Origin of the sequence: Variovorax sp. J2P1-31 (assembly GCF_030317215.1) — a bacterium.
Taxonomy (GTDB): Bacteria; Pseudomonadota; Gammaproteobacteria; order Burkholderiales; family Burkholderiaceae_C; genus Variovorax.
This window is the reverse complement of the sequence record NZ_JASZYA010000004.1, coordinates 54090-78762: the sequence shown is the minus strand read 5'-3', so window position 1 is coordinate 78762 and position 24673 is coordinate 54090. Positions and strand designations below refer to the sequence as shown.

Below are 24673 nucleotides of genomic sequence, written 5' to 3'. Positions count from 1 at the left end.
CACCGCCGACGCCATGAACCTTCGTCAAAGCCACGTGAAACGCGGTCTCTGCCTGTTCTTCGTTCCTTCCATGCGACCTCCGCCCATCGAGCCATGACCACCACGCCCGACAACGCATCCTCCGCCAGGTCCGAACTTTCGTCCCACGCGCCCGCATCCCCGCCGGCCCGAGGGACCGAAGGCGAGCGGTCCGCGCGGATGGTTGCGGTGTCGGGCGTGCTCGAACTGCCGCGCGCCGCGGTGCCGGCCGGCACCGCGGATGCGGGCGAGGTGTCCTGGTCGCTCGATGCCGCCACCTGCCTCGACCTGCAGGCCTTCGCGCTCGCCCGCGAGACCTCGCTGCAGACCCTGTGCCTGGCGGCCTGGGCCGTGGTGCTGGCGCGGCTGAGCGCGCAGGAGGAATTGCTGCTGGCCGCGGCGGTCGACGCGGAGCCCTCCCGGGTCCTGTGGGCCGACCTGCGCGGCGAGCCCACCGTGCAGCAGCTGCTGTCGCGCCTCGACGCCGAACGCGCGCTGCCGCCGGCCACGGCCGACGCGTCGCGCGCCGTCGCCGGCCTGCGCTTCGGCGCCACCGCAGCGCTGCCCGGCACGGAGCTGTCGCTGGCGCTGGCCTTGCGCGGCGACGGCACGCTCGAAGGCGTGCTCCATTTCGACGGCACGCTGTTCGACCGTGCCGCGGCCGAACGCTGGGCCGGCCATGTGCAGACGGTGCTGGCCGCCCTGCCCGAACATGCGGACCGTCCGCTGACCGCGCTGCCGATGGTCGGCGCGGCCGAACAGCGCTGGCTGCAGGGCTTCAACGCCACCGAGTCGGACTGGCCCGCGACGCTGCGGGTGCACGACCTGGTCGGGGCCCAGGTTCGCCGCACGCCCGCGGCCGAGGCGGTGCGCTTCGGCGACGAGCTGCTGCGCTACGCCGACCTCGAGCGCGAGGCCGATCGCCTCGCGCGCCGGCTGCGGGCGCTGGGCGTCGGCCCCGACGTGCCGGTGGCCCTCTATGTGGAACGCAGCCTGGCCATGGTGGTCGGGCTGCTGGCCGTGCTCAAGGCCGGCGGCGCCTACGTGCCGCTCGACCCGAGCCATCCGCCGGACCGCACGGCGATCATCCTGGCCGGCGCGAAGCCGCGGGTCATCCTTTCCCAGACCACGCTGCGCGCCGCGCTGCCGGCCGACGAGACGACCCCGGTGCTGCTGCTCGACGCGCTGCCCGCGCAGGACGAGGGCGCCGATGCGCCGGCCGCCGACGTGCAGCCGCAGCACCTGGCCTACGTGATCTACACCTCGGGCTCGACCGGCACGCCCAAGGGCGTGGCCATGCCGCACCGCGGCCTGGTCAACCTGCTGCACTGGCAGCTCGACCATCCGAAGGTGCAGAAGCCGCAACGCACGCTGCAGTTCGCGGCGCTGGGCTTCGACGTCGCCTTCCAGGAGATCTTCGCCACGCTGGCCGCCGGCGGCACGCTGGTGCTGATCGACGAGAGCGTGCGGCGCGATCCGCAGGCGCTGGTGGCGGTGCTGCGCGAACAGCGCGTGCAGCGGCTGTTCCTGCCCTTCATCGCCTTGCAGAACCTCGCCGAGTACGCGGTCGCGGCCGACGAGGCCCTGCCCGAGCTGCAGGACGTGATGACCGCCGGCGAGCAGCTGCACGCCAGCCCCGCGGTGCGCGCCTTCTTCACCCGCCATGCCGGCTGCCGGCTGCACAACCAGTACGGCCCGACCGAGAGCCACGTGGTCACGGCGCTGCAGCTGGCGGCCGACCCGGCGCAGTGGGCCGCCCTGCCCTCCATCGGCCGGCCCGTCGCCAACAACCGCATCCACGTGCTGGACCGCCACGGCCGCACGGCGCCGCTCGGCGTGCCGGGCGAGATCCACATCGGCGGCGTCGGCGTGGCCCGGGGCTACCTGCACCGGCCCGAACTCACGGCCGAACGCTTCGTGGCCGACCCCTTCAGCGCCGATCCCGACGCGCGGCTCTACAAGACCGGCGACATCGGCCGCTGGCGCGCCGACGGCGAGATCGACTACCTGGGCCGCAACGACCACCAGGTCAAGGTGCGCGGCTTCCGCGTCGAGCTGGGCGAGATCGAGAGCGCGCTGCTCACGCACCCCGCGGTGCGCGAGGCCGCGGTGCTCGCGCGCCACGACGGCGGCGGCGACGCCCGCCTGGTGGCCTACCTCACGGCCCAGCCCGGCAGCGCGCCAGGTGCCGAGGCGCTGCGCAAGCACCTCCAGGCCACGCTGCCGGCCTACATGGTGCCCGCGCTGTTCGTGACGCTCGATGCGCTGCCGCGTTCGCCCAACGGCAAGATCGACCGCCGCGGCCTGCCCGAGCCGCTGGCCCAGCGTCCCGAGATGGCCGAGCCCTACGAAGAGGGCCGCACCGACACCGAGCGCCGCGTGTGCGCCGCCTTCGCGCGCGCGCTGGGCATCGACCTCGCGGGCCGGCTCGACAACTTCTTCGAACTGGGCGGCGATTCGCTGCGCGTGCTCAAGGTGCTGGCCGAACTGCAGGCCGGCAGCGCGCGGCGGCTGTCGACCAACCTCTTCTTCCAGAACCCCACGCCGCAGGCCATCGCGCGCGAACTCGACGGTGCCGACCTGCCGGCGCCGGCCGTCGCGCGCAGCGCGCGTTCGAGCGCCGACGATGCGCAGGAGCCCATCGCGCTGGTCGGCATGGCCGGCCGCTTCCCCGGCGCCGCCGACGTCGAGCAGTTCTGGGCCCACCTGCTCGAAGGCCGCGACACCATCCGCTTCTTCGACGACGCCACGCTCGACGCCGGCGTGAGCGCCGCGCTGCGGGCCGACCCGAGCTATGTGCGTGCCCGCGGCGTGCTCGACGACGTCGACCAGTTCGACGCCGCCTTCTTCGGCATCAACCCCAAAGAGGCGACGCTGATGGACCCGCAGCAGCGGCTGTTCCTCGAGATCTGCTGGGAATGCATGGAGCGCGCCGGCTATGCACCCGACCAGCAGCAGCGGCCGGTCGGCGTCTACGCCGGCATGCACAACGCGACCTACTTCCAGCGCCATGTGATGCCGCGCCCCGACCTGATCGACACGGTCGGCGAGTTCGCGGTGATGCTGGGCAACGAGAAGGACTACCTGGCCACGCGCGTGGCCCACCGGCTCAACCTCACCGGCCCGGCGATCAGCCTCAACACCGCCTGCTCGACCTCGCTGGTCGCGATGGCGCAGGCCTTCCATGCGCTGCGCTCGGGCCAGTGCGATATGGCACTGGCCGGCGGCATCGCGATCACCTGCCCGCCCCACAGCGGCTACCTCTACCAGGAGGGCGCGATGTTCTCGCCCGACGGCCGCACACGCAGCTTCGACGCCAACGCCCAGGGCACGGTGTTCAGCGACGGCGCGGCGGTGGTGATGCTCAAGCGCCTGTCCGATGCGCAGGCCGACGGCGACACCGTCTATGCGCTGCTGCGCGGCGTGGGCGTGAACAACGACGGCGCGGTCAAGGCCAGCTTCACCGCGCCCAGCGTGGACGGCCAGGCGGCCGTGGTGTCGATGGCGCTGGCCTCGGCCGGCGTCGACGCGCGCAGCATCTCCTATGTCGAGGCCCACGGCACCGCCACGCCGATGGGCGATCCGGTCGAGGTCGCGGCCCTGGCCCGCGCCTACGCGCGCCACACGGCCGACAGCGGCTTCTGCGCCATTGGCTCGGTCAAGAGCAACATCGGCCACACGCTGATGGCGGCCGGCGCGGCCGGCGTGATCAAGACCGCGCTGGCGCTGCACGCACAGCAGCTGCCGGCCTCGCTGCATTTCAGCGCGGCCAACCCGTCCATCGATTTCGACGGCACGCCCTTTCGCGTGAATGCCCAGCGCTCGGCCTGGCCGCGCGAGGCCGGTGCGCCGCGCCGCGCGGGTGTGTCCTCCTTCGGCGTGGGCGGCACCAACGCGCATGTGATCCTCGAGGAGGCACCGCTCGCCGTGCCCTCGGAGCCGGTGGCCGGCCCGCAGCTGCTCACGCTCTCGGCCCGCACGCCGGCCGCGCTGGCCCGCATGGCGGCGCAACTGGCCGACCACCTCGCGGCCGACCCCGCGCTCAACCTCGGCGACGTGGCCCACACCTTGCGCGTCGGCCGCAAGGCCTTCGCGCAGCGGATGGCGCTGGTGGCCGACGGCACGGCCGAGGCCGTCGAGTTGCTGCGTGCCGCCGACACGCCGTTCAAGCTGGCCGGCGCGGTCGCCGCGCGCGCCCACGAGCAGGTCTGGCTGTTCCCGGGCCAGGGCGCGCAGTACGCGGGCATGGGCCGCACGCTCTATGTGCACGACGAGGCCTTCCGTGCCGCCATGGACGCCTGCTTCGCGGCCTTCGACGGCGTGCTGCCCTTCGACCTGCAGGAGCGCATGTTCTCGGACGATGCCGACGCGCTGCGCCCGACCTCGGCCACCCAGCCCGCGACCTTCGCGCTCGAGTACGCGCTGGGCGCGCGCCTGCTGGCCTTCGGCCTGCGCCCCGCCGCCATGATCGGCCACAGCGTGGGCGAGTTCGCGGCCGCGGTGCTGGCCAACGTGATGTCGCTGGCCGACGCGGCCCGGCTGGTGGCCCAGCGCGGCGCGCTGATGCAGGCGCTGCCCGCGGGCCAGATGCTGTCGGTGCGGCTGTCGGCGGCCCAGGTCCAGCCTTACCTCGGCGAGGCGCTGTCGCTGGCGGCCGAGAACGGCCCCACGGCCAGCGTGATCGCCGGGCCCTTCGAGGCCATCGCGGCGCTGCAGGCCCGGCTCGAGACCGAGGGTGTGGCCGCGCGCCTGCTCGAGACCTCGCATGCCTTCCACTCGGCCATGATGGCGCCGGCGCTCGCGCCCTTCGAGGCGCTGGTGCGCGGCGTGACGCTCAACGCGCCGCAGCGCACCATCGTCTCGACGCTGACCGGCCGCGTGCTCACCGCCGACGAGGCCACCGATCCCGCCTACTGGGCGCGCCACCTGCGCGAGACCGTGCGCTTCTCGCCCGCGGTGCACGAGGTGCTGGCCCGCTTCACGCAGCCGCTGTTCATCGAGCTCGGCCCGCGCAACACCCTCTGCACGCTGGTGCGCCAGCACGCCACGCGCGAGCGCCCCGCGCCCGCGGCCTGCGCGCTGCTCGGCGCCGCGCCGGCCGACGAGCTGGTCGCGCACCGCCTCGCGCTGGGCCGGCTCTGGACGATCGGCCTCGCGCCCGACCTGCAGCAGCTCGACACCCGCGCCCGCAAGGCCCGCGTGCGGCTGCCCACCTATCCCTTCGAACGCAAGCGCCATTGGGTCGACAGCGCGGCCCCGGTGGCCGCCGCGGCCCTCGCCGTGCCCGCTGCCGCCGCCACCGCGGCCGTCGTTCTTCCTTCCCCTTCCATCGCCCCGACCTTGGAGTCGCCCATGCCCACCACGTCCACCGCCCGCCGCCCCGCCCTCCACGCCAAGCTGCGCGAGCTCTTCGAAGACATCTCCGGCACGCCGATGGCCGATGCCGACGGCGCCACCACCTTCATCGACCAGGGCCTCGACTCGCTGGTGCTCACCCAGGCCGCGCTGCAGGTCAAGAAGCACTTCAAGGTCAACATCAGCTTCCGCCAGCTGATGGAAGGCTGCCGCAGCTTCGACCTGCTGGCGGCGCACCTCGACGAGACGCTGCCGCCCGAACCCGCAGCGGCGGTGGCGGCACCGGTCGCGCCCGTCGCGGCGGTCGCGTCCGTCACGCCGGTGGCCATGGCGGCACCCGTGGCCTCCGCGGTGGCCGTGCAGGCCTTCGCGCCCATGGCCCTGGGCGCCGATGCGTCCATGGTCCAGCAGCTCATCGCGCAGCAGATGCAGCTGATGCAGCAGCAGCTCGCGCTGCTGGCCGGCGCCTCGGCCGCGCCCGCGGCGCAGGCGGCACCGGTGACCGCGCCCGTTGCGGCACCCGTGGCAGCGCCGGCCGCCGCGGCCGCCGACACCCCGCTGGTCGGCGGCGGCGTGCCCTACGACGTCAAGAAGGCCTTCGGCGCGATCGCGCGCATCCACACCACGCCCAACCGCGAGATCACCGGCCGCCAGCAGGCCCGGCTCGATGCCTTCGTGCGCCGCTATGTCGAACGCACGCGCGCAAGCAAGGACTTCACAGCCAAGAACCGCGGCCACATGGCCGACCCGCGCGTGGTCAACGGCTTCCGCCCCGCGACCAAGGAGATCACCTACCAGATCGTGGTCGACCGCTCCAAGGGTTCGCGCGTCTGGGACATCGACGGCAACGAATACGTCGACACGCTCAACGGCTTCGGCATGAACATGTTCGGCTGGCAGCCGGACTTCCTCAACGACGCGATCCGCCGCCAGCTCGACCGTGGCTACGAGATCGGCCCGCAGCATCCGCTGGCGGCCGAGGTCACGCAGCGCATCTGCGAGCTCACCGGCTTCGACCGCGCGGCGCTGTGCAACACCGGCTCCGAGGCCGTGATGGCCGCGCTGCGCATCGCGCGCACCCACACCGGCCGCAGCACCGTGGTGCTGTTCAGCGGCTCCTACCACGGCACCTTCGACGAGGTGCTGGTGCGCGCCGGCCGCGGCGCGCGCGGCATCCCGGCCACGCCGGGCGTGATGAGCGGCATGTTCGGCGACGTGCGCGTGCTGGACTACGGCACGCCCGAGTCGCTGGACTTCATCCGCGCCCACGCCGACGAACTGGCCGCGGTGCTGGTCGAGCCGGTGCAGAGCCGCCGGCCCGACTTCCAGCCGCGCGAGTTCCTGCAGGAGGTCCGCGCCATCACCGAGAAGAGCGGCACCTGCATGATCTTCGACGAGGTCATCACCGGCTTCCGCACCCATCCGGGCGGCGCGCAGGCGCTGTTCGGCGTGCGCGGCGACCTGGCCACCTACGGCAAGGTGATCGGCGGCGGCATGCCCATCGGCGCGGTCGCGGGCAAGCGCGAGTACATGGACGCGCTCGACGGCGGCGCCTGGAACTACGGCGACGACTCGATCCCCACGGTGGGCGTGACCTACTTCGCCGGCACCTTCGTGCGGCACCCGCTCACGCTGGCCGCGGCCAAGGCCTCGCTCGACCACCTGCATGCCTCGGGCGGCGCGCTGCAGACCCAGCTCAACCTGCACACCGCGGCCATGGCCGACGAGCTCACGGCCTTCTGCCGCGAGGTCGGCGCGCCGCTGGAGATCCGCTACTTCGGCTCGCTGTGGCGCGTGAGCTGGCTCGAGGACCATCCGCTGCAGGACCTGCTGTTCGCGATGATGCGCAGCCGCGGCGTGCACATCCTCGACAACTTCCCCTGCTTCATGACCACGGCCCACACGCCGGCCGACATCGCGCTGCTCAAGTCGGCCTTCAAGGAGTCGATCGCCGAGATGCAGGAGGCCGAGTTCCTGCCGGGCGGGACGCCCGCGGCGCGCCGCTTCGACGCCGCCAAGCCGCCCGTGCCCAATGCCCGACTGGGACGCGACAAGGACGGACAGCCCGCGTGGTTCGTGCCCGACGCCGCACAGCCGGGGAAGTTCCGTAGGATCGACGCATGACCCCCTCGCGCTACACCCCCGGCAGCCCGGACCTCCACGACGGCCTGGGCCAGGATTTCGACCCCTTCGCGTTCGGCGCGATCGCCGGCGTGATTCCGAGCACCGAGGCGCAGCGCGAGGTCTGGCTGGCGCACCAGTTGGGCAGCGAAGCCTCGCTGGCCTACAACGAATCGGTCGACCTGGCGCTCGACGGCCCGCTGGACCCGGCCGCGCTGCACGCCGCGCTGGTGGCGCTGGTGGCGCGCCACGATGCCTTGCGCGCCAGCTTCTCGCTCGACGGCACCGAGCTGATCGTGGTCGAGGCCGGCGACTTCGAGCTGCCGCTGCACGACCTGAGCGGCCTGGCCGCCGAGGCGCGCGACCAGGCGATGGCCGCGGCGCACGCCGAGGCGGTCGAGACCCCGTTCGACCTCGAGCGCGGCCCGCTGCTGCGCGCCGCCCTCTACCGCCACACGCCGACGCGCCACGTGCTGCTGCTGACCGCCCACCACACGGTGTGCGACGGCTGGTCGTGGGGCGTGATCGCCGACGAACTGGGCCAGCTCTATGCCGAGCAGACCGGCCAGGGCCCGGCGCTCGAGCCCGCGCCCAGCTACGGCGACTACGCGAACTGGGCGCGCGAGGAGGCCGAGACGCCGGCCGCGCGCGCGCAGCTCGCCTACTGGCTGGGCCGCTACCCCGAGGCCACGCTGCCCACGCTCGAGCTGCCGCTGGACCGGGCCCGCCCCGCGCGTCGGCGCTTCAACGCGCGCCGGCTCGACGTGCTGCTGCCCGCGGCCTTGGCCGAGGCCGCGCGGCAGCAGGGCGCGCGGGCCGGCGTGAGCCTGTTCGCCACGCTGTTCAGCCTGTTCGCGGCGCTGATGCACCGGCTCTCGCAGCAGGACGACCTGGTCATCGGCGTGCCGGTGGCCGGCCAGGCCGCGAGCGACATGCCGCGGCTGGTGGGCCACTGCGTGAACCTGCTGCCGGTGCGCGTCGCGGTCGAGGCGTCGCAGCCGGTCGAGACGCTGCTCAAGACCGTGGGCGGCACGCTGCTCGACGCCTTCGAGCACCAGACGCTGACCTACGGCGCGCTGCTCAAGAAGCTGCCGGTGGCGCGCGACCCGAGCCGGCCGTCGCTGGTGAGCGTGATGTTCAACCTCGACCGCGCACCGGCCTCGCCGGGCGGCACCTTCCCCGGCCTGCACAGCACGCTGAGCGGCAACCCGCGGCACTTCGAGAACTTCGAGCTCTTCCTCAACGTGGTGCCGGTGGCCGATGGCCTGATGCTCGAGCTGCAGTACAACACCACGCTGTTCGACGAGCGCACCGTGCGCCGCTGGCTGGCGCTGTACACCACGGCGCTCGAGCGCCTGACGCGCACGCCCGGCGCGAGCGTGGCCGAGGCGCTGGCCTGCAGCGCCGACGACGTGGCGCTGCTGCGGTCCTTCAACGCCACCGCCGCGCCCTTCGATGCGCAGCTGCGCATCGACGCACTGATCGCGCGCCAGGCCGAGGCCACGCCCGAGGCGCTCGCGGTGCGCGCCGGCGGCGCCTCGCTGAGCTACCGCGAACTCGACCGCCGGGCCAACGGCCTGGCCGCCGCGCTGCAGGCGCAGGGCATCGGCCCGGGCGACCTGGTGGGCCTGTGCTGCGGCCGCAATGCGCACATGCTGGTCGCGCTGGTGGGCATCCTGAAATCGGGCGCGGGCTATGTGCCGCTGGACCCGGCCTTCCCGCGCGAGCGGCTCGAATTCATGACCGGCGATGCGCAGCTGCGCGTGGCCGTCACCGACGCCGACACCGATGGCGCGGCGCCGCTGCAGGCGCTGGCGCGCGTGCGCGCCGACCAGGTGGCGCCGGCCGATGCGGCACCCGGCCATGCCGGCGACGCCGAGGCCGTGGCCTACGTGATCTACACCTCGGGCTCCACCGGCCGCCCCAAGGGCGTGCGCGTGCCGCACCGCAGCGTGCTGAACCTGCTGACCAGCCTGCGCAGCGTGCCCGGCATCGACGCGCAGCGCCGCGTGCTGGCCGTGACCACGCTGTCCTTCGACATCGCGGTGTCCGAGGTGATCCTGCCTTTGACCGTGGGCGCCTGCATCGTGGTCGCCGACAAGACCCAGGCCATGCAGGGCGACCGCCTGCGCGCGCTGATCGAGACCGAGGAGGTCGACTTCGTCGACGCCACGCCCTCGACCTGGCGCATCCTGCTCGACGCGGGCTGGCCGGGCCGGCGCGACCTGCTGGCCATCTGCACCGGCGAACCGCTGCCGGGCGACCTGGCGCGGCAGCTGCTGCCGATGGTGGGCGAGCTCTGGAATGGCTACGGCCCGACCGAGACCACCGTGTGGTCGAGCTTCCACCGCGTGCTGCAGGCCGACGGCGTGATCCCGATCGGCCGGCCGATCGCCAACACCGAGTTCCACGTGCTCGATGCCGCGCTGCGCCCGCTGCCCGTGGGCGTGACCGGCGAGCTCTACATCGGCGGCGCCGGCGTGACGCTGGGCTACCTGAACCGGCCCGAGCTCACCGAGCAGCGCTTCGTGCCCGTGCCGGGTGCGCCGGCCGGCGCGGCGCGCTGGTACCGCACCGGCGACCTGGGCCGCTGGCGCGCCGACGGCGTGCTCGAATGCCTGGGCCGCGCCGACGACCAGGTCAAGGTGCGCGGCTACCGCATCGAGCTGGGCGAGATCGAATCGAACCTCGCGCGCCATGCGGGCGTGGACCGGGCGCTGGTGGTCACGCGCGAGGATGCGCCCGGCGACGTGCGCATCGTGGCCTACGTGGTGCCGCGCGGCCCCATGCCCGAGGCCGCGGCGCTGCGCCAGCACCTGGCAGCCTTCCTGCCCGAGTACATGCTGCCGCAGCACTTCGTGGCGCTCGCGGCGCTGCCGCTGCTGCCCAACGGCAAGGTCAACCGCCAGGCGCTGCCGGCGCCGCAGAGCGCGGTCGCCACGCGCAGCGCCGCCGCCGTGCCGCCGCGCGACGAGCTGGAGCAACAGATCCTCACGGTGATGGAGCAGACGCTGAGCCTGCCGGGCCTGGGCATCGAGGACGACTTCTTCGCGCTCGGCGGCCACTCGCTGCTGGCCGCGCGCTTCACCGCCCGGCTCGGCCGCGAACTGCAGCTCAAGCTGCCGATGTCGATGCTGTTCGAGGCGCCCACGGTCGAGCGCATCGCGCAGGCCGTGCGCCGCCTGCGCGGCGAGGGCCAGTCCGAGGCGCAGGCGCCGATCGTCGCGCAGCGCGACCGCCGCAGCGCGCCGCTCACGCCGATGCAGGAGCGCATCCTTTTCCTCGAGGAGCTGCACCCCGGGCGGCCGGTCTACAACGCGCCCTCGGGCCACCGCTTCCTCGGGCCGCTGGACATCGAGAAGTTCCGTGCCGCGCTGCGCGAGATGGTGCAGCGCCATGGCGCCCTGCGCACGGCCATGGGCCGCGACGCGACGGGCGCGCCGGTCCAGACCATCGCGGCCCACGTCGACTTCGAGGTGCCGCTGGTCGACCTGAGCACGCTGCCGGAGGACGAGCGCGAAGCCGAACTCATGCGGCGCATGCAGCAGCTGGCCGACCAGCCGCTGGACATCCACCGCGCGCCGCTGTTCCACATGGCGCTCTACCGCATGGGGCCCGAAGACCACGGCTTCATGTTCGTGCCGCACCACCTCATCTGGGACGGCTGGTCCTTCGACATCTACCAGGCCGAGCTGTCGGCGCTCTACGGCGCGCGGGTGCGCGGCCGGCCGCACACGCTGCCCGAGCCGCCGGTGGCGATGGGCGACTACGCGCAGTGGTACGCCGACTGGATGCAGCAGCCCGACTTCGCGCGCCAGCTCGATTTCTGGAAGCAGCGCTTCGCGCGCATGCCCGCGCCGCGCGCGGCGCGCACCGACATGCCGCGCAAGGCCGGCATGTCCGGCAACGGCGGCGTGAACTGGATCCACATCGACCCGGCCGCCACCCAGCGCCTGCGCGAGGTGGCGCGCCGGCACGACGTCACGCTCAGCATGCTGACGCTGGGCGCCTACGTGCTGATGATGAGCAGCGCGATCGACAGCCCTTCGGTCGTGATCGCGACGCCGGTGCGCGGCCGCGAGGCGCCCGAGCTGGAATCGGTGATGGGCTTCTTCAACAACGTGCTGCCCCTGCCCTTCCAGGTCGACGCCGGCCAGGACTTCGGCACCTTCATCCGCTACGTGAAGCAGGAGCTGGTGGCGGTCATGCGCTACCAGCAGATCCCGTTCGAGCGGCTGGCGACCGAGCCCGAGTTCGTGCGCCTGGCGCAGGGCGCGGGCCTCTACCAGGGGCTGTTCTCGTTCCAGGACGCGCGCGAGCGCCCGCACGATTTCGGCGGCCTCACGCACAAGCAGGTGCACCTGCTGCAGCGCGGCGCCACCGACGACCTGGGGCTGTGGCTGCTGGAGAAGCCGCAGGGCCTCGAGGGCCCGATCGCCTACAACGCCGACATCTACCTGCCCGAGACCGGCACCGCCTTCCGCGACCGCTTCGTCGAGATCCTGCGGACCATCGCCGAGCGGCCGGACGTGCCGCTGGCCGCGCTGCTCGCGCCGGAAGACTCGGCCAGCGCGCGCATCCTGCGCCGCCTGTCCTCGTCGGCCGAGGCCGCGCCGGTCGAGCCGCGCGCGCCGGGCGCGACCGCGCTGCTGCCGGCGCAGGCTCAGCTGGCCGAGGTCTGGGCCCAGGTGCTCAACATCGACATCGGCGACATCCGCGCCGGCGACAACTTCTTCGACCTGGGCGGCGATTCGCTGCTGGCCATGCGCGTGGTGCAGCAGTCGGAGCAGAGCCTCGGCCTGCGCATCGAGCCGCGCCGCTACATGTTCGAGAGCCTGGCGCAGCTGGCGGCCACCGAGGCGGAGGCCGTGACCGAAGGCGGGGCCGAAGCGGGTGCCGCCGCTGCCGAGGCACCGCGCGGCGGGCTGCTCAACCGCATGTTCTCGGGCTGGGGGCGCAAGCCATGACGCCGCTGCTGTTCGGTCCTTCGTCGCGGCGGCTGTTCGGCCTGTTCCATGCGGCCGACAGCGCGCGCGTGTCCGACACCGCGGTGCTCTTGTGCCCGCCCATGGGCCACGAGGCCCTGCGCAGCCACCGCTTCTACCGCCTGCTCGCGCTGCGGCTGGCGCGCGCCGGCATGCCGGTGCTGCGCTTCGACCCCTACGGCACCGGCGATTCGCCGGGCGACGACGAGGACGGCGAGCTCGACGGCTGGCGCCGCGACATCGCCTCGGCGCACCGCGAACTCGCGGCCCGCTCGGGCGCCTCGCGCATCGTGTGGTTCGGCGCCCGCATCGGCGCCACGCTGGCCTTGCAGGCCGCGGCGATGGCCGAGCCGCGCATCGCGCGCCTGGTGCTCTGGGAGCCGGTGCTCGACGGGCCCGCCTACCTCGAGGAGCTGCGCGAGAAGCATGTGAGCGAACTCGAGCTCAGCCATTCGCTGCCCGATCCGGGCTGGCGCCGCAGCCTGCGCGTCGATCCGAAGGCCTTCAGCGACGAGGCCTTCGGCTTCGCCCTGTCGCCGGTGCTGCGTGCGCAGATCGCGGCGCTCACGCCCCCCTCGGGGCGGGTGCTGGGCGATGGCGTCGAACTGGTCACCCTCGCCAAACCCGAGGATGCGCGCACGCGCCAGTGGATGACCGTGCAGGCGAGCCGCGGCACGGTGCGCCACGTGCCGCTCGCGCACCCGCTGATCTGGACCAGCAACCCGTCCCCCGGCAACGAGATGGTCCCGGCCGAGGCCCTGCAACGCGTGATGGCGGAAATCCATGAGTGACTTCTCCGAAGCCCCGGTGCTGTTCGGCTCCGACGACCATCTGTTCGGCCTGCTCACGCGGCCGCAGGGCCAGACGGGCGACATCGGCTGCCTGGTGCTCAACACCGGCGTGAACCATCGCATCGGTCCGCACCGGATCAACGTGAAGGCCGCGCGCCGCCTGGCCGGTGCCGGCCTGCCGGCGCTGCGCTTCGATCTCTCGGGCATCGGCGACAGCGTGGCGGCCCAGGGCCGCAACGGCTACCGCGCGCAGGCGCTGGAGGACATGAAGGCCGCGATGGACTTCCTGTCGCAGCGCCATGGCCTGCGCCGCTTCCTGGTGTTCGGCATCTGTTCGGGCGCCGAGAACGGCCTGGCCCTGGCGCTGGACGACCCGCGCGTGATCGGCCTGCTGTCCTTCGATGGCGAGATCTACATGACCCGCACCGTGCGGCTGGAGCGCAAGCTGCGCCGCATGGCGGCGTTCCCGCGCAATGCGGCGGTGCGTGCGAGCTATCCCTGGTGGCACGACCTGGTCGGCTGGCTCGGCGACGGCGATGCGACGGCGCGCGAGCGCAGCCTGGGCCGCCTGCGCGCGCTGCTGCCGCGCCGCACCGCGGCGGCGGACGCGGGCGGCTTCCTGGGCGCGGGCGAGGGCAAGGTCTTTTCGGCCGCCGACTACGAGCGCGCGCTGCTGTCCCTGGTCGACCGGGGCGTGGCGCTGTCGCTGATGTATTCGAACACCTACAACGGCTTCGACCGCGACCACAGCATGCTGAGCCAGCTGCGCGGCTCGCGCCTGTTCGGCCAGGTGCAGTACCGCTTCTGGCCGGACATCGACCACACCGCGACCACGCTGGCGATGCAGGCCCGGCTGCTGGACGCGATCGACAGCTGGGCCCGCGGCGTCGCCTTCGGCCCGGCGGCTCAGAGCCAGGCGGCTTCGGGCGCCATGACCACCTCCGGCCCGGCCGAGATGGCGGCCGCGAGCGACTGCACTTCGGGCAAGAGCCGCGAGAAGTAGAAGCGCGCCGTGGCGAGCTTCGCCGCGTAGATCGGCTCGGCCCCGGGGCCGTGCGCCAGGCCGATGTCGGCCATGCGCGCCCACATCCAGGCCAGCGAGACCTGGCCGACCAGCCGCAGGAAGGGCGCGGCGGCCGCACCCGCCGCGTCGGGATTCTGCTCGGCCCGCAGCGACAGGTGGCGCGCCGTGCGCAGGGCCAGCGAAGCCGCCTCGCGCAGCGGCGCGCAGAAGGGCTGCATGCCCTCGACGTCGGCCCTGGCATCGGCGAAATCGGTGATGACCTGCAGGTAGCGCGCGAACTTCGCGGTGCCGTCGGCCAGCACCTTGCGGCCCAGCAGGTCCATCGCCTGCACGCCGTTCGAGCCTTCGTAGAGCGGGATGATGCGGGCGTCGCGCAGGTGCTGCTCCACGCCGTTGTCGCAGATGTAGCCGTGGCCGCCGAAGACCTGCATCGCCATGCTCGTGCATTCCACCGCCAGGTCGCTGCTGAAGGCCTTCACGATCGGCGTCGCGACCGCGAGCAGCTCGGCCGCTTCCTGGCGTGCCGCCGGCGTGTCGCCGCGGTGCTGCAGGTCGACCAGGTGCGAGGCCCAGAGCGCATAGGCGCGCGTGCCTTCGACGCAGGCCTTCTGCGTGAGCAGCATGCGCCGCACGTCGGCGTGTTCGATGATCGGATCGGCCGGCGCGTCGCGGCGCTGCGCCGAGGGGGCGCGCCCTTGCGTGCGGTCCTTCGCGTAGGCCAGCGCCTTCTGGTAGGCCGCGTCCATCAGGCCGATCGCGTTGACGCCGACGATGATGCGCGCGTGGTTCATCATCACGAACATCGAGGCCAGGCCCTTGTTCGCCTCGCCCAGCAGCCAGCCCCGGGCGCCGTCGAAGTTCATGGTGCAGGTGGCGTTGCCGTGGATGCCCATCTTGTGCTCGATCGCGCCGCACTGCACGCCGTTGCGCGCGCCCAGGCCGCCGTCGGCCTCGACGATGAACTTCGGCACGATGAACAGCGAGATGCCCTTCACGCCGGGCGGCGCGTCGGGCAGGCGCGCGAGCACCAGGTGCACGATGTTGGCCGTCAGGTCCTGTTCGCCGCCCGAGATGAAGATCTTGGTGCCGGTGATGTCGTAGCTGCCGTCGAGGCGCGGCACGGCGCGCGTGCGCAGCAGGCCCAGGTCGGTGCCGCTGTGCGGCTCGGTCAGGCACATCGTGCCGGCCCAGGCGCCCGAGGCGATCTGCGGCAGGTAGGTCGCCATCTGCTCGGCCGAGCCGTTGGCCGCGAGGCAGGTGTAGGCCGCGTGCGACATGCCCGGGTAGGCGGCCCAGCCCATGTTGGCGCCGCACAGGATCTCGAACAGCGCGTTGTTCAGCACCGTGGGCATGCCCTGGCCGCCATGCGCGGGCTGGCAGGCCAGCGCGGGCCAGCCGGCCGCGACGAACTGGTCGTAGGCGCGCTTGAAGCCGGCCGGCGTGGTGACCACGCCCGCGCTCGGCATGCGGCAGCCCTCGCGGTCGCCGCTGCCGTTGAGCGGTGCGACCACCTCTTCGGCGAAGGTGCCGGCGGCGTCGAGGATCTGGTCCATCACCTCGGGGTCGAAGCCGCTGCCGTCGGCGCCGCCGAGGACATGGGGCAGGTCCAGCAGTTCGTTCAGGACGAAGCGGATGTCGCGCAGCGGCGCGTGGTAGCGAAGGCTCATGGCATGGGGTCTCGGTGGGGTGTGCGGATTCAGGCCGCGGCGGCGGCCGTGGCGGCGGGCTGGCGCAGTTCCTTGCGCAGGATCTTGCCGACCGTGGACTTGGGCAGCGCGGGCACGAAGCTCACGTGCTTGGGCACCTTGTAGGCGGCCAGGTTGCCGCGGCAGTGGGCGCGGATCGCGTCGGCGCTGAGCTCGGGCTGCCGGCTCACCACGAACAGGTGCGGCACCTCGCCCGAGCGTTCGTCGGGCACGCCGATGCAGGCGCATTCGACCACCTCGGCCATCATCGCCACCACGCCCTCGATCTCGTTGGGATAGACGTTGAAGCCCGAGACCAGGATCATGTCCTTCTTGCGGTCGACCACGTACATGTAGCCTTCGGCGTCCATGGTCACGACGTCGCCGGTGCGGAACCAGCCGTCGGCGGTGAAGGCGCGCCGGGTCTCGTCGGGGCGGTTCCAGTAGCCCGCGAACACCTGCGGGCCCTTGATCAGCAGCTCGCCGCGCTCGCCGATGGCCACCGGCCGGTCGCTGTCGTCGACGATCAGCACGTCGGTCGAGGGCACGGCGCGGCCGATGGTGCCGTTGCGGCCCGGCGGGTTGAAGGTCACGCTGGGCGAGGTCTCGGTCAGGCCGTAGGCCTCGGTGATCGCCGGCGCGCCCGCGGCCACCCAGCGCTGCGCGACCGCACTCTGGATCGAGGCCCCCGCGCCCGCCACCAGCCGCGTGCGCGAGAAGTCCACGGCCGACAGCTCGGGGCTCGCGACCAGCGCGTTGAACAGGGTGTTGACGCCGATCAGGATCTCGAAGGGCGCGCGCTGCAGCTCCTCGATGAACTTCGGCACGTCGCGCGGGTTCTGCACCAGCCGGTTTTCGGCCCCCGCGTCGAGCGCGAAGAAGGCCATGGCCAATGGATAGACGTGGTAGAGCGGCAGCGGCGTCACCATCGACTTGCCCTGCATCGGGCCGGCCTGCTCGATCCACAGCCGGATCTGGGCCAGGCTGGCGCCGAAGCTCGCATGGGTGAGCACCGCGCCCTTCGAGACGCCGGTGGTGCCGCCGGTGTACTGCAGGAAGGCGGGGTCGGCCGGCCGCACCGTGACCGGCGCCAGGCCGGCCTTCGCGCCCCAGGCGATGGCGTGCGCCAGGCTCAGCCGGCTGACGCCGAAGGGGCCGGCGGACAGCGCCTCGTTGCCGGTCACGACGCCGGTGGCGTCGGTCGACGCCCGCAGGCCGGCCAGCGGCGCGAGCAGGATGTGCTGCACGTCGCAGTCGCCCATGCCGGCCTGCAGCGCATCGGCCAGGTTCTCCGACACCACCACGCAGCGCGCGCCGGCGTCGCGCAGCTGGTGCTCGACTTCCCGCGCGGTGTACTGCGGATTGACCGTGACCGCCACCAGGCCGGCCTTGAGCACGCCGGCCAGCGCCACCAGGTAGGCCAGGCTGTTGGGCATCATCAGCGCGACCCGGTCGCCGGGGGCCAGGTCCAGGCTCTGCAGGTGGCCGGCCAGGCCGTCCGACAGCGTGCCGAGCTGCCTGAAGCTCAGCGATTCGCCGAGGCAGGTGGCGGCGGTCGCGTCGCCGTGCGTGCGCTCCGCGCGCGCCAGCAGCGTGAGCAGCGTCTCGTCGGCGGGCAGCGCGATGTCGGTGGCCATGCCGGGCGGGTACGAGGCATGCCAGAGGCGGTGTTCCATGGTCTTGTCTCCTTGTCTTTCTGATCGATCGGGTGGCGTGCCGGCTAGGCCAGGGCTTCGCGGATGAAGTCCAGCCGGTCCTGGCCGAAGAACATCTCGCTGCCGACGAAGGTGGTCGGCGCGCCGAACACGCCGCGCGCCACGGCCTCCTCGGTGGTGGCGCGCAGCAGCGCCTTGACCTCCGGGTCGTTGGCCAGCGCGGTCGCTTCCTCGGCCGAGAAGCCGGCTTCGGCGACGGCCTGGGCCGTGAGCGCGGGCTCGTTGAGGTTGAGCGCGTCGATCCAGAGCGCCTTGAAGACCGACTGCAGCAGCGGCTGGAAGCGCTCCGGCCGCCGCAGCTGCGTGCCCGTGACCAGGCGCATCAGGTAGAGCGTGATGATGGGGAAGTGGGGGTTGGTCTCGATCGGCACGCCGTAGCGCCGCGCGAAGCGTGCGTAGTCGATGCTGGTGTAGCGGCCCTTGGCCGGGATGGTGGCCGGCGAGGCGTTGCCGGTGGCCTGGTAGACCCCGCCCAGCAGCATCGGCCGGTAGACCAGCTCGGCGCCGGCCTCGGCGCACAGCCGGGGCAACTGCGTCCAGGCCAGGTAGGACGCGGGGCTGCCCACGTCGAAGAAGAACTCGGCTTTCTTTGTCACGGAACACTCCTTAATTGAACGATCGTTTGTCAAACGCAAGTTATGTTATTGTTTTTTCCTTGTCAACAAGGGAAACACCGGAGTCGACGCATGCGTTACCCCTCTACCCACAAGGAAGAAGTCCGCGAGAAGCTGGTCAACAGCAGCCGGGCCATCGCCAAACGCGGTGGCTTCGACTCGACCGGCGTCGATGCACTGATGGGCGCGATCGGCCTCACCGGCGGCGCCTTCTATGCGCACTTCCCCTCGAAGCGCGCGCTGTTCACCGCGGTGATCGACGAAGAGGTCAAGAACAGCACCGAGATGCTCGCGGGCGACGAGGAGTCGCCCGGCGACCACGTCGCCAAGCGCATCCGCAGCTACCTCAGCACCTACCACGCGCTCAACCCCGAGGAGGGTTGCGTGCTGCCGACGCTGGGCCCCGAGATCGCGCGCGCCGCCCCCGAGGTGCGCGAAGCGGTCGAGCGCGGCCTCAAGCAGACGCAGAAGAGCTGGAGCGCGCGCATCGGCGACCCCGATGCGGCCTGGGCGCTGATCGCGCAGTGCGTGGGCGCGCTGGTGCTGGCCCGCGCGGTGGAAAGCGACGCCACGCGCAAGGAGATCCTGGCCTCGAGCCGGCGCTTCCTCGACAAGACCCATGCGCTGGACGGCCCGATGCCGGCGCCCAAGGCTGCCGCCAAGCCGGCCGCCAAGCGCACGCGCGACTAGCTTCTGCCCGGCGCGCCGCGCGCGCCCTCTTCCTTCGATCCGCGAAACCGCCATTGACGCGGCGCCGCCTTTTGTTTAACGTCCTATTGTCAAACGATCGTTTTTTAAAAGGATGCGTATGCAGTCGAGCGAAGAGAAGAAGGTGGCACTGGTCATCGGTGCAGGTGATTCAACAGGCGGCGCGATCGCCGAACGCTTCGCGCAGGAGGGCTACATCGCCTGCCTCACGCGGCGCTCGGCCGACAAGCTCGAGCCGCTGCTGGAGGGCATCCGGGCGCAGGGCGGCCAGGCCTTCGGCTACGGCAGCGATGCGCGCAAGGAGGAAGAGGTCATCGCGCTGATCGAGCAGGTCGAGGCCGAGCACGGACCGATCGAGGTGCTGGTGTTCAACATCGGCGCCAACGTGCCCTGCAGCATCCTCGAGGAGACCGCGCGCAAGTACTTCAAGATCTGGGAGATGGCCTGCCTGAGCGGCTTCCTCAATGCGCGCGAGGTGGCCAAGCGCATGGTCAAGCGCGGCCGCGGCACGATCCTGTTCACCGGCGCCACCGCCGGCCTGCGCGGCTCCGCGAACTTCGCGGCCTTCGCCGGTGCCAAGCATGCGCTGCGCGCGCTGGCGCAGAGCATGGCGCGCGAACTGGGCCCGATGAACATCCACGTCGCGCATGTCGTGGTCGACGGCGCGATCGACACCGAGTTCATCCGCACCTCCTTCCCCGAGCGCTATGCGCTGAAGGAACAGGACGGCATCCTGAACCCCAAGCACATCGCCGAGAACTACTGGTACCTGCACACCCAGCCGCGCGACGCCTGGACCTTCGAGCTCGACCTGCGTCCCTACATGGAACGCTGGTAAGCCCTGCCCCACGAGAAAGACCCACCCATGAGAGAAGCCGTCATCGTCTCCACCGCGCGCACCGGCATCGGCCGCGCGTTCAAGGGCGCACTCAACCAGATCAAGTCCCCCACGCTCACCGGCCATGTGATCGCGCATGCCGTGGAGCGCGCGGGCATCGCCGGCGACCAGGTCGACGACGTCGTGATCGGCGCCGTGCTGACCGGCGGCACCGCCGGCATGAACCTCGCGCGCCTGGCCGCGCTCGCCGGCGGCCTGCCGGTCTCGGTGGCCGGCCAGACCATCGACCGCCAGTGCGCCTCGGGCCTGATGGCCATCGCCACCGCGGCCAAGCAGATCACCGGCGACGGCATGGACATCGTGGTGGCCGGCGGCCAGGAGAACATCTCCGCGGTGCAGAACGACTACACGCGCTGGGTGGCGGAGACCACCGACCCGGCGCTGATCGCACGCGTGCCGCATGCCTACATGCCGATGCTGCAGACCGCGGAACTCGTGGCCAGCCGCTACGGCATCTCGCGCGAGGACCAGGACGCGTTCGCGGCCCGGTCGCAGCGCCGCACCGCGCAGGCACAGCGCGAGGGCCGCTTCGATGCCGAGATCGTGCCGATCACCACGCGCATGGCCGTGACCGACAAGCTGAGCGGCGCCGTCAGCCATGTCGAGGTGACGCTGGCAAAGGACGAGGGCAACCGGCCCGAGACCACCGAAGCCAGCCTGGCGGGCCTCAAGGCCGTGCTGCCCGATGGCGTGGTGACGGCCGGCAACGCGAGCCAGCTGTCCGACGGTGCCTCGGCCAGCGTGCTGATGGATGCGAAGCTCGCCGAGCGCCGCGGCCTCGCGCCGCTAGGCCTCTACCGCGGCATGTCGGTGGCCGGCTGCGCGCCCGAGGAGATGGGCATCGGCCCGGTGCTGGCCGTGCCCAAGCTGCTGCAGCAGCACGGCCTCAAGGTCGAGGACATCGGCCTGTGGGAACTCAACGAGGCCTTCGCCAGCCAGGCCCTCTACTGCCAGCGGCAGCTCGACATCGACCCCGAGCGGCTCAACGTGAACGGCGGCGGCATCTCCATCGGCCATCCCTACGGCATGACGGGCGCGCGGCTGGTCGGCCACGCGCTGATCGAGGGCCGCCGGCGCGGCGTGCGCTACGTCGTCGTCACCATGTGCATCGGCGGCGGCATGGGCGCCGCGGCGCTGTTCGAAATCGCCTGACGCGGCCCGAGTTTTTCGACAACACCAGACAACGAGGACTTTCCATGAAGACACGCATCACCGAACTCTTCGGCATCCAGCACCCCATCATCCAGGGCGGCATGCACTACGTCGGCTTCGCCGAGCTGGCGGCCGCGGTGTCGAACGCCGGCGGGCTCGGGCTGATCACCGGCCTCACGCAGCGCACGCCCGAGCTGCTGGCCAAGGAGATCGCGCGCTGCCGCGAGATGACCGACAAGCCCTTCGGCGTGAACCTGACCTTCCTGCCGACCTTCTCGGCGCCGCCCTATGCCGAGTACATCGCCGCGATCGCCGAAGGCGGCGTGCGCATCGTCGAGACGGCCGGGCGCAGTCCCGAGGCCTACATGCCCGCGCTCAAGGCCGCGGGCATCAAGGTGATCCACAAGTGCACCTCGGTGCGGCATTCGCTCAAGGCCGAGCAGATCGGCTGCGACGCGGTCAGCGTCGACGGCTTCGAATGCGGCGGCCATCCGGGCGAGGACGACATGCCCAACATGATCCTGCTGCCACGCGCGGCCGACGAGCTCAAGATCCCCTTCGTGGCCTCGGGCGGCATGGCCGACGCGCGCAGCCTGGTGGCCGCGCTCGCGATGGGCGCCGAAGGCATCAACATGGGCACGCGCTTCGTCGCGACCCAGGAGGCGCCGGTGCACCAGAACGTCAAGGACGCGATCGTGGCGGCGTCCGAACTCGACACCCGCCTGGTCATGCGCTCGCTGCGCAACACCGAGCGCGTGCTGAAGAACGCCGGCGTCGACCGCCTGATGGCGATCGAGCGCGAGAAGGGCGACGCGATCAGGATCGAGGACGTCTACGACCAGGTCGCGGGCGTCTACCCGCGGGTGATGGTCGACGGCGAGATGGACGCCGGCGCCTGGAGCTGCGGCATGGTGGTGGGCCTGATCCACGACATCCCGACGGTGAAGGAACTGATCGACCGCATCATGGCGGATGCCGAAGTGCTGATCCGCCAGCGGCTGCAGCGCATGCTGACGCTGAGCCTGGCGCAGCGCACGGCCGAGATGGCCTGAAGCGACGGGAAAGACGCCGCGGTGCTTGCCTGGCCTGCGTCAGGCCGGGCGCGCCGACCAGGCCAGCAGCAAGGCCATCGCGACGATCAGCAGGCCACCGAGCAGGTTGATGCGGCGCAGGCGCGCCGCATCGAACACCGCGCGCGTGCTGACCGAATGGGCCGCCATCACCCAAGCGACATCGATCAGGATGCCCAGGGCGATCGGCACCAGGGAATAGCCCAGCAAGGTCGGCGTGGAGAGCGTGGCGTCCTGGCCCAGGTAGCCCGGCACGATGGTGCCGAACATGATGAAGGCCTTGGGATTGGTGAGTCCCACGATCATTCCCGCGGTGAGTGATTTGGCGCCTTTCCCGGCGGACGGGTCGCGGCCTGGCGGGGCGGCCGAAGGCCTGGAAAAGATGTACTGCAGGCCGATCAGGAGCAAGGCCGCGGCACCGAGGAGCCGCATGACCGTGAGCAGGTTCGGCGAGCGCAGGACCAGCGCCCCCAGGCCCAGCGAACAGACGATGGCCACGCTGTACATCCCGAGGGCGTTGCCCACCACACCGTGCACGGCCCGCCGGCGGCCCGCGCTCAGCGTCTGCCCGATCAGGAACATGATCGTCGGGCCCGGGATGGCAATCAGGATGGTGCTGGTGATGAGCAGGCCCCACAGGCCTTGCAGCGATGCGACGCTCTGGTGCATGGTTCCCCCTCGATCTAAATCATGTCTTTTTCGGGTCCGGCTTTGAGAAGTCCAAGTGTCGGCTGAACTCTTAGAGCTTCGACGACTTCGTCTGGCGTCATGAGCGGGTAGCACTTGTCCAGATGTTCGTCGAGCACAGGCAGCATGCTGCGTCGCTCCGGCCACCCCAGTGCGGCGGCGCATGCATTGAACGCCGTGTTCCTGTACTGGTCGACATTGGTTTCGGGATCCACATAGTCGTCCATATCCCAGCGTCCGATGAGACTCTCTTGCATGTGGAACTGATGCGTTTCGATGCCGTCGCGGACAACGTGGAACACAGGGTGAATGTAGGCGCTCTTGGATGTGTCGAAGTGATCCGCTGGCAGCGTGAAGTAGTGTGTGGGGAGGGCGCCATCGCCATAGCGATGGAATCCATATTCGAACACCACTTCGAGCTGATTCGGCACGCTGCCCCAGCGTTCCTTGTTGTACTGTCGCGGGAATGGTGGCCAAACGCGCGCCAGCACTTCATGGTCACCCTCCATCTCGAAAGTGACCATGCTTGCGAAATATCCGAACAGTTCGAACAAGGGCATGGTGGTGCTCACCAGTTTCACCAGGAACGCCGACAACTCCTCAAGGGCATGCGAAGGGCTCAGGCGCGAGAACTGTCTTTCGAGCACAGGGCGGAGCGGCTGTGCGTGGTACTTCTCCGCAACAATCTGGCCAAGCGCTAGGATGTTGCAGCGGAATCCATGGACAAAGCCCGAGGCCGCATCGGGATCATTGGTCCGCGTCGGTGCTCCGATGAAGTAAAGACCTGGAACATTGACGGACTCCCATGTCGAATTGAGCAAGCAGTACTTGCCCTTCTCGTCACGCAGCGGCCGCACGGTGTCCATGTCGAAGATGTCGGCCATCGTGTAGTTGAATCCGCTGCAAACGATGATCTCATCGACCATCCCGGTTCGTCGCAGCCACCGCGGCGGTGTCCAGTGAGGGCAGGCCGTGTCATATCGGAGCAGCAGCCGGCCGGCATCCTTGCCGCTCGGAATCCTTGTCACTTCCACGATTCTGTCGCTGACGATGTTGTTGTTCGATTTGAGTTGCATCAGATCGAACACATCGGCCACCTGCGCACGGATGTCGTGAACGTTGTGGCTCTGGCGTGCGAACTTTGGCAGAGACTTGGTGAGAATGCGGGTCTCGGCCGTGATGCCGACAAGAAAATGAGCGATTTCGAAAGCCGAGTTTCCCCGGCCGATGACCGCGACGATCTTGTTCCTGTAGCGCTCGACGGCCAGCACCGGGTCGAAGTCTTCGTACATCGTGCAGGTATCCGAATTCAGCCCCTTCACGTCGGGCAGGAGGGCCTCGCTCTTGCCGGTTCCGCAGAAGATCCGATCGGCCGTCAAGCTCGACTCACCGTTGACCTCAATGACGAAAAGATCGTGGGGACGTGAGATCGCCGTGACGCGGGAATGAGTGCGGATGGAAGAGGTCAGTCCCATGTTCTTTGCCAGATACTGAAGGTACTTCTTATACGTCTTCGCGCATGGCCAGTGCTCTGAAGTCCATTCCGTGAAACGTAGCTTGGGATCTTTGCGAGCGTCTTCTTCGCTGATCGAACTCAGCGTGTGCCAGTCATAGCGCATGCGGTACGTGTGGCTCTCGCCAGGGACGTACTTTTTGTTGAGGGAAATCAGCTGCCCACATACCGGCACGCGATCCCATTGACCGCCCACTGCTTCGCTGCCTTCGAGCAGAAGATAGTCGATGCCTGATTTGCTGAACTCCAGCGCCAGATTCAGCCCGGCCGGGCCACCTCCGACAATCAGGTTCGGGTAGTGGTTCTTCATGTCTGTTACTCCCTTAGAAAACGACGC

At 70.9% G+C, this 24673-nt stretch carries 13 protein-coding genes; 8 read left to right on the top strand and 5 right to left on the bottom strand.

All coding sequences use genetic code 11. The annotated features are described in order from the left end of the window. Positions 1 to 93 precede the first annotated feature (93 nt). From QTI20_RS25895 to QTI20_RS25880, 4 genes are read left to right on the top strand one after another with little or no spacing between them, the layout of a single operon-like run. Positions 94 to 7497: a polyketide synthase gene (locus QTI20_RS25895; RefSeq protein ID WP_286574302.1), complete on the top strand. Its 7404-nt coding sequence runs from the start codon at positions 94 to 96 to the stop codon at positions 7495 to 7497. Continuing rightward, positions 7494 to 12461 carry a non-ribosomal peptide synthetase gene (locus tag QTI20_RS25890; protein ID WP_286555576.1) on the top strand — a complete coding sequence of 1656 codons (4968 nt, stop codon included), beginning with the start codon at positions 7494 to 7496 and terminating at the stop codon, positions 12459 to 12461. Before QTI20_RS25895 ends, QTI20_RS25890 begins: the two co-directional genes overlap by 4 nt. Continuing rightward, positions 12458 to 13270, top strand: coding sequence for a serine aminopeptidase domain-containing protein (locus tag QTI20_RS25885; protein WP_286555578.1), 813 nt, complete (start codon positions 12458 to 12460; stop codon positions 13268 to 13270). Before QTI20_RS25890 ends, QTI20_RS25885 begins: the two co-directional genes overlap by 4 nt. Continuing rightward, on the top strand, positions 13263 to 14273 hold the full coding sequence (locus tag QTI20_RS25880; RefSeq protein ID WP_286555580.1) for an alpha/beta hydrolase family protein: 1011 nt from the start codon (positions 13263 to 13265) through the stop codon (positions 14271 to 14273). The genes QTI20_RS25885 and QTI20_RS25880 overlap by 8 nt, the downstream gene beginning before the upstream one ends. On the opposite strand, the gene QTI20_RS25875 is transcribed toward QTI20_RS25880, so the two are convergent. From QTI20_RS25875 to QTI20_RS25865, 3 genes are read right to left on the bottom strand one after another with little or no spacing between them, the layout of a single operon-like run. Then, positions 14177 to 15961, bottom strand: coding sequence for an acyl-CoA dehydrogenase C-terminal domain-containing protein (locus QTI20_RS25875; protein WP_286555582.1), 1785 nt, complete (start codon positions 15959 to 15961; stop codon positions 14177 to 14179). The genes QTI20_RS25880 and QTI20_RS25875 overlap by 97 nt on opposite strands. A 29-nt stretch (positions 15962 to 15990) precedes the next feature. After that, positions 15991 to 17655, bottom strand: a complete 1665-nt coding sequence (locus QTI20_RS25870; RefSeq protein ID WP_286555584.1) for an AMP-binding protein — start codon at positions 17653 to 17655, stop codon at positions 15991 to 15993. A 44-nt stretch (positions 17656 to 17699) separates the two neighbouring features. Then, positions 17700 to 18290: a 2-hydroxychromene-2-carboxylate isomerase gene (locus QTI20_RS25865; RefSeq protein WP_286555586.1), complete on the bottom strand. Its 591-nt coding sequence runs from the start codon at positions 18288 to 18290 to the stop codon at positions 17700 to 17702. A 90-nt stretch (positions 18291 to 18380) separates the two neighbouring features. Between QTI20_RS25865 and QTI20_RS25860 the strand changes: the two genes are divergently transcribed. From QTI20_RS25860 to QTI20_RS25845, 4 genes are all read left to right on the top strand, one after another. Then, entirely contained in the window at positions 18381 to 18998 is a 618-nt protein-coding gene (locus QTI20_RS25860) for a TetR/AcrR family transcriptional regulator (protein ID WP_286555588.1), read from the top strand. A 118-nt stretch (positions 18999 to 19116) separates the two neighbouring features. Then, a complete protein-coding gene (locus tag QTI20_RS25855) occupies positions 19117 to 19854 on the top strand; it encodes an SDR family oxidoreductase (RefSeq protein WP_286555590.1) in 738 nt (245 codons plus the stop codon). Positions 19855 to 19881: 27 nt separating this feature from the next. Continuing rightward, entirely contained in the window at positions 19882 to 21066 is a 1185-nt protein-coding gene (locus QTI20_RS25850; RefSeq protein WP_286555591.1) for an acetyl-CoA C-acyltransferase, read from the top strand. Between the two features lie 44 nt (positions 21067 to 21110). Further along, positions 21111 to 22118 carry an NAD(P)H-dependent flavin oxidoreductase gene (locus QTI20_RS25845; RefSeq protein ID WP_219215385.1) on the top strand — a complete coding sequence of 336 codons (1008 nt, stop codon included), beginning with the start codon at positions 21111 to 21113 and terminating at the stop codon, positions 22116 to 22118. Positions 22119 to 22157: 39 nt separating this feature from the next. On the opposite strand, the gene QTI20_RS25840 is transcribed toward QTI20_RS25845, so the two are convergent. Continuing rightward, positions 22158 to 22805 carry a LysE family translocator gene (locus QTI20_RS25840; protein WP_183027523.1) on the bottom strand — a complete coding sequence of 216 codons (648 nt, stop codon included), beginning with the start codon at positions 22803 to 22805 and terminating at the stop codon, positions 22158 to 22160. Between the two features lie 14 nt (positions 22806 to 22819). Beyond that, positions 22820 to 24646 carry an NAD(P)-binding domain-containing protein gene (locus QTI20_RS25835; RefSeq protein ID WP_286555593.1) on the bottom strand — a complete coding sequence of 609 codons (1827 nt, stop codon included), beginning with the start codon at positions 24644 to 24646 and terminating at the stop codon, positions 22820 to 22822. Positions 24647 to 24673 lie beyond the last annotated feature (27 nt).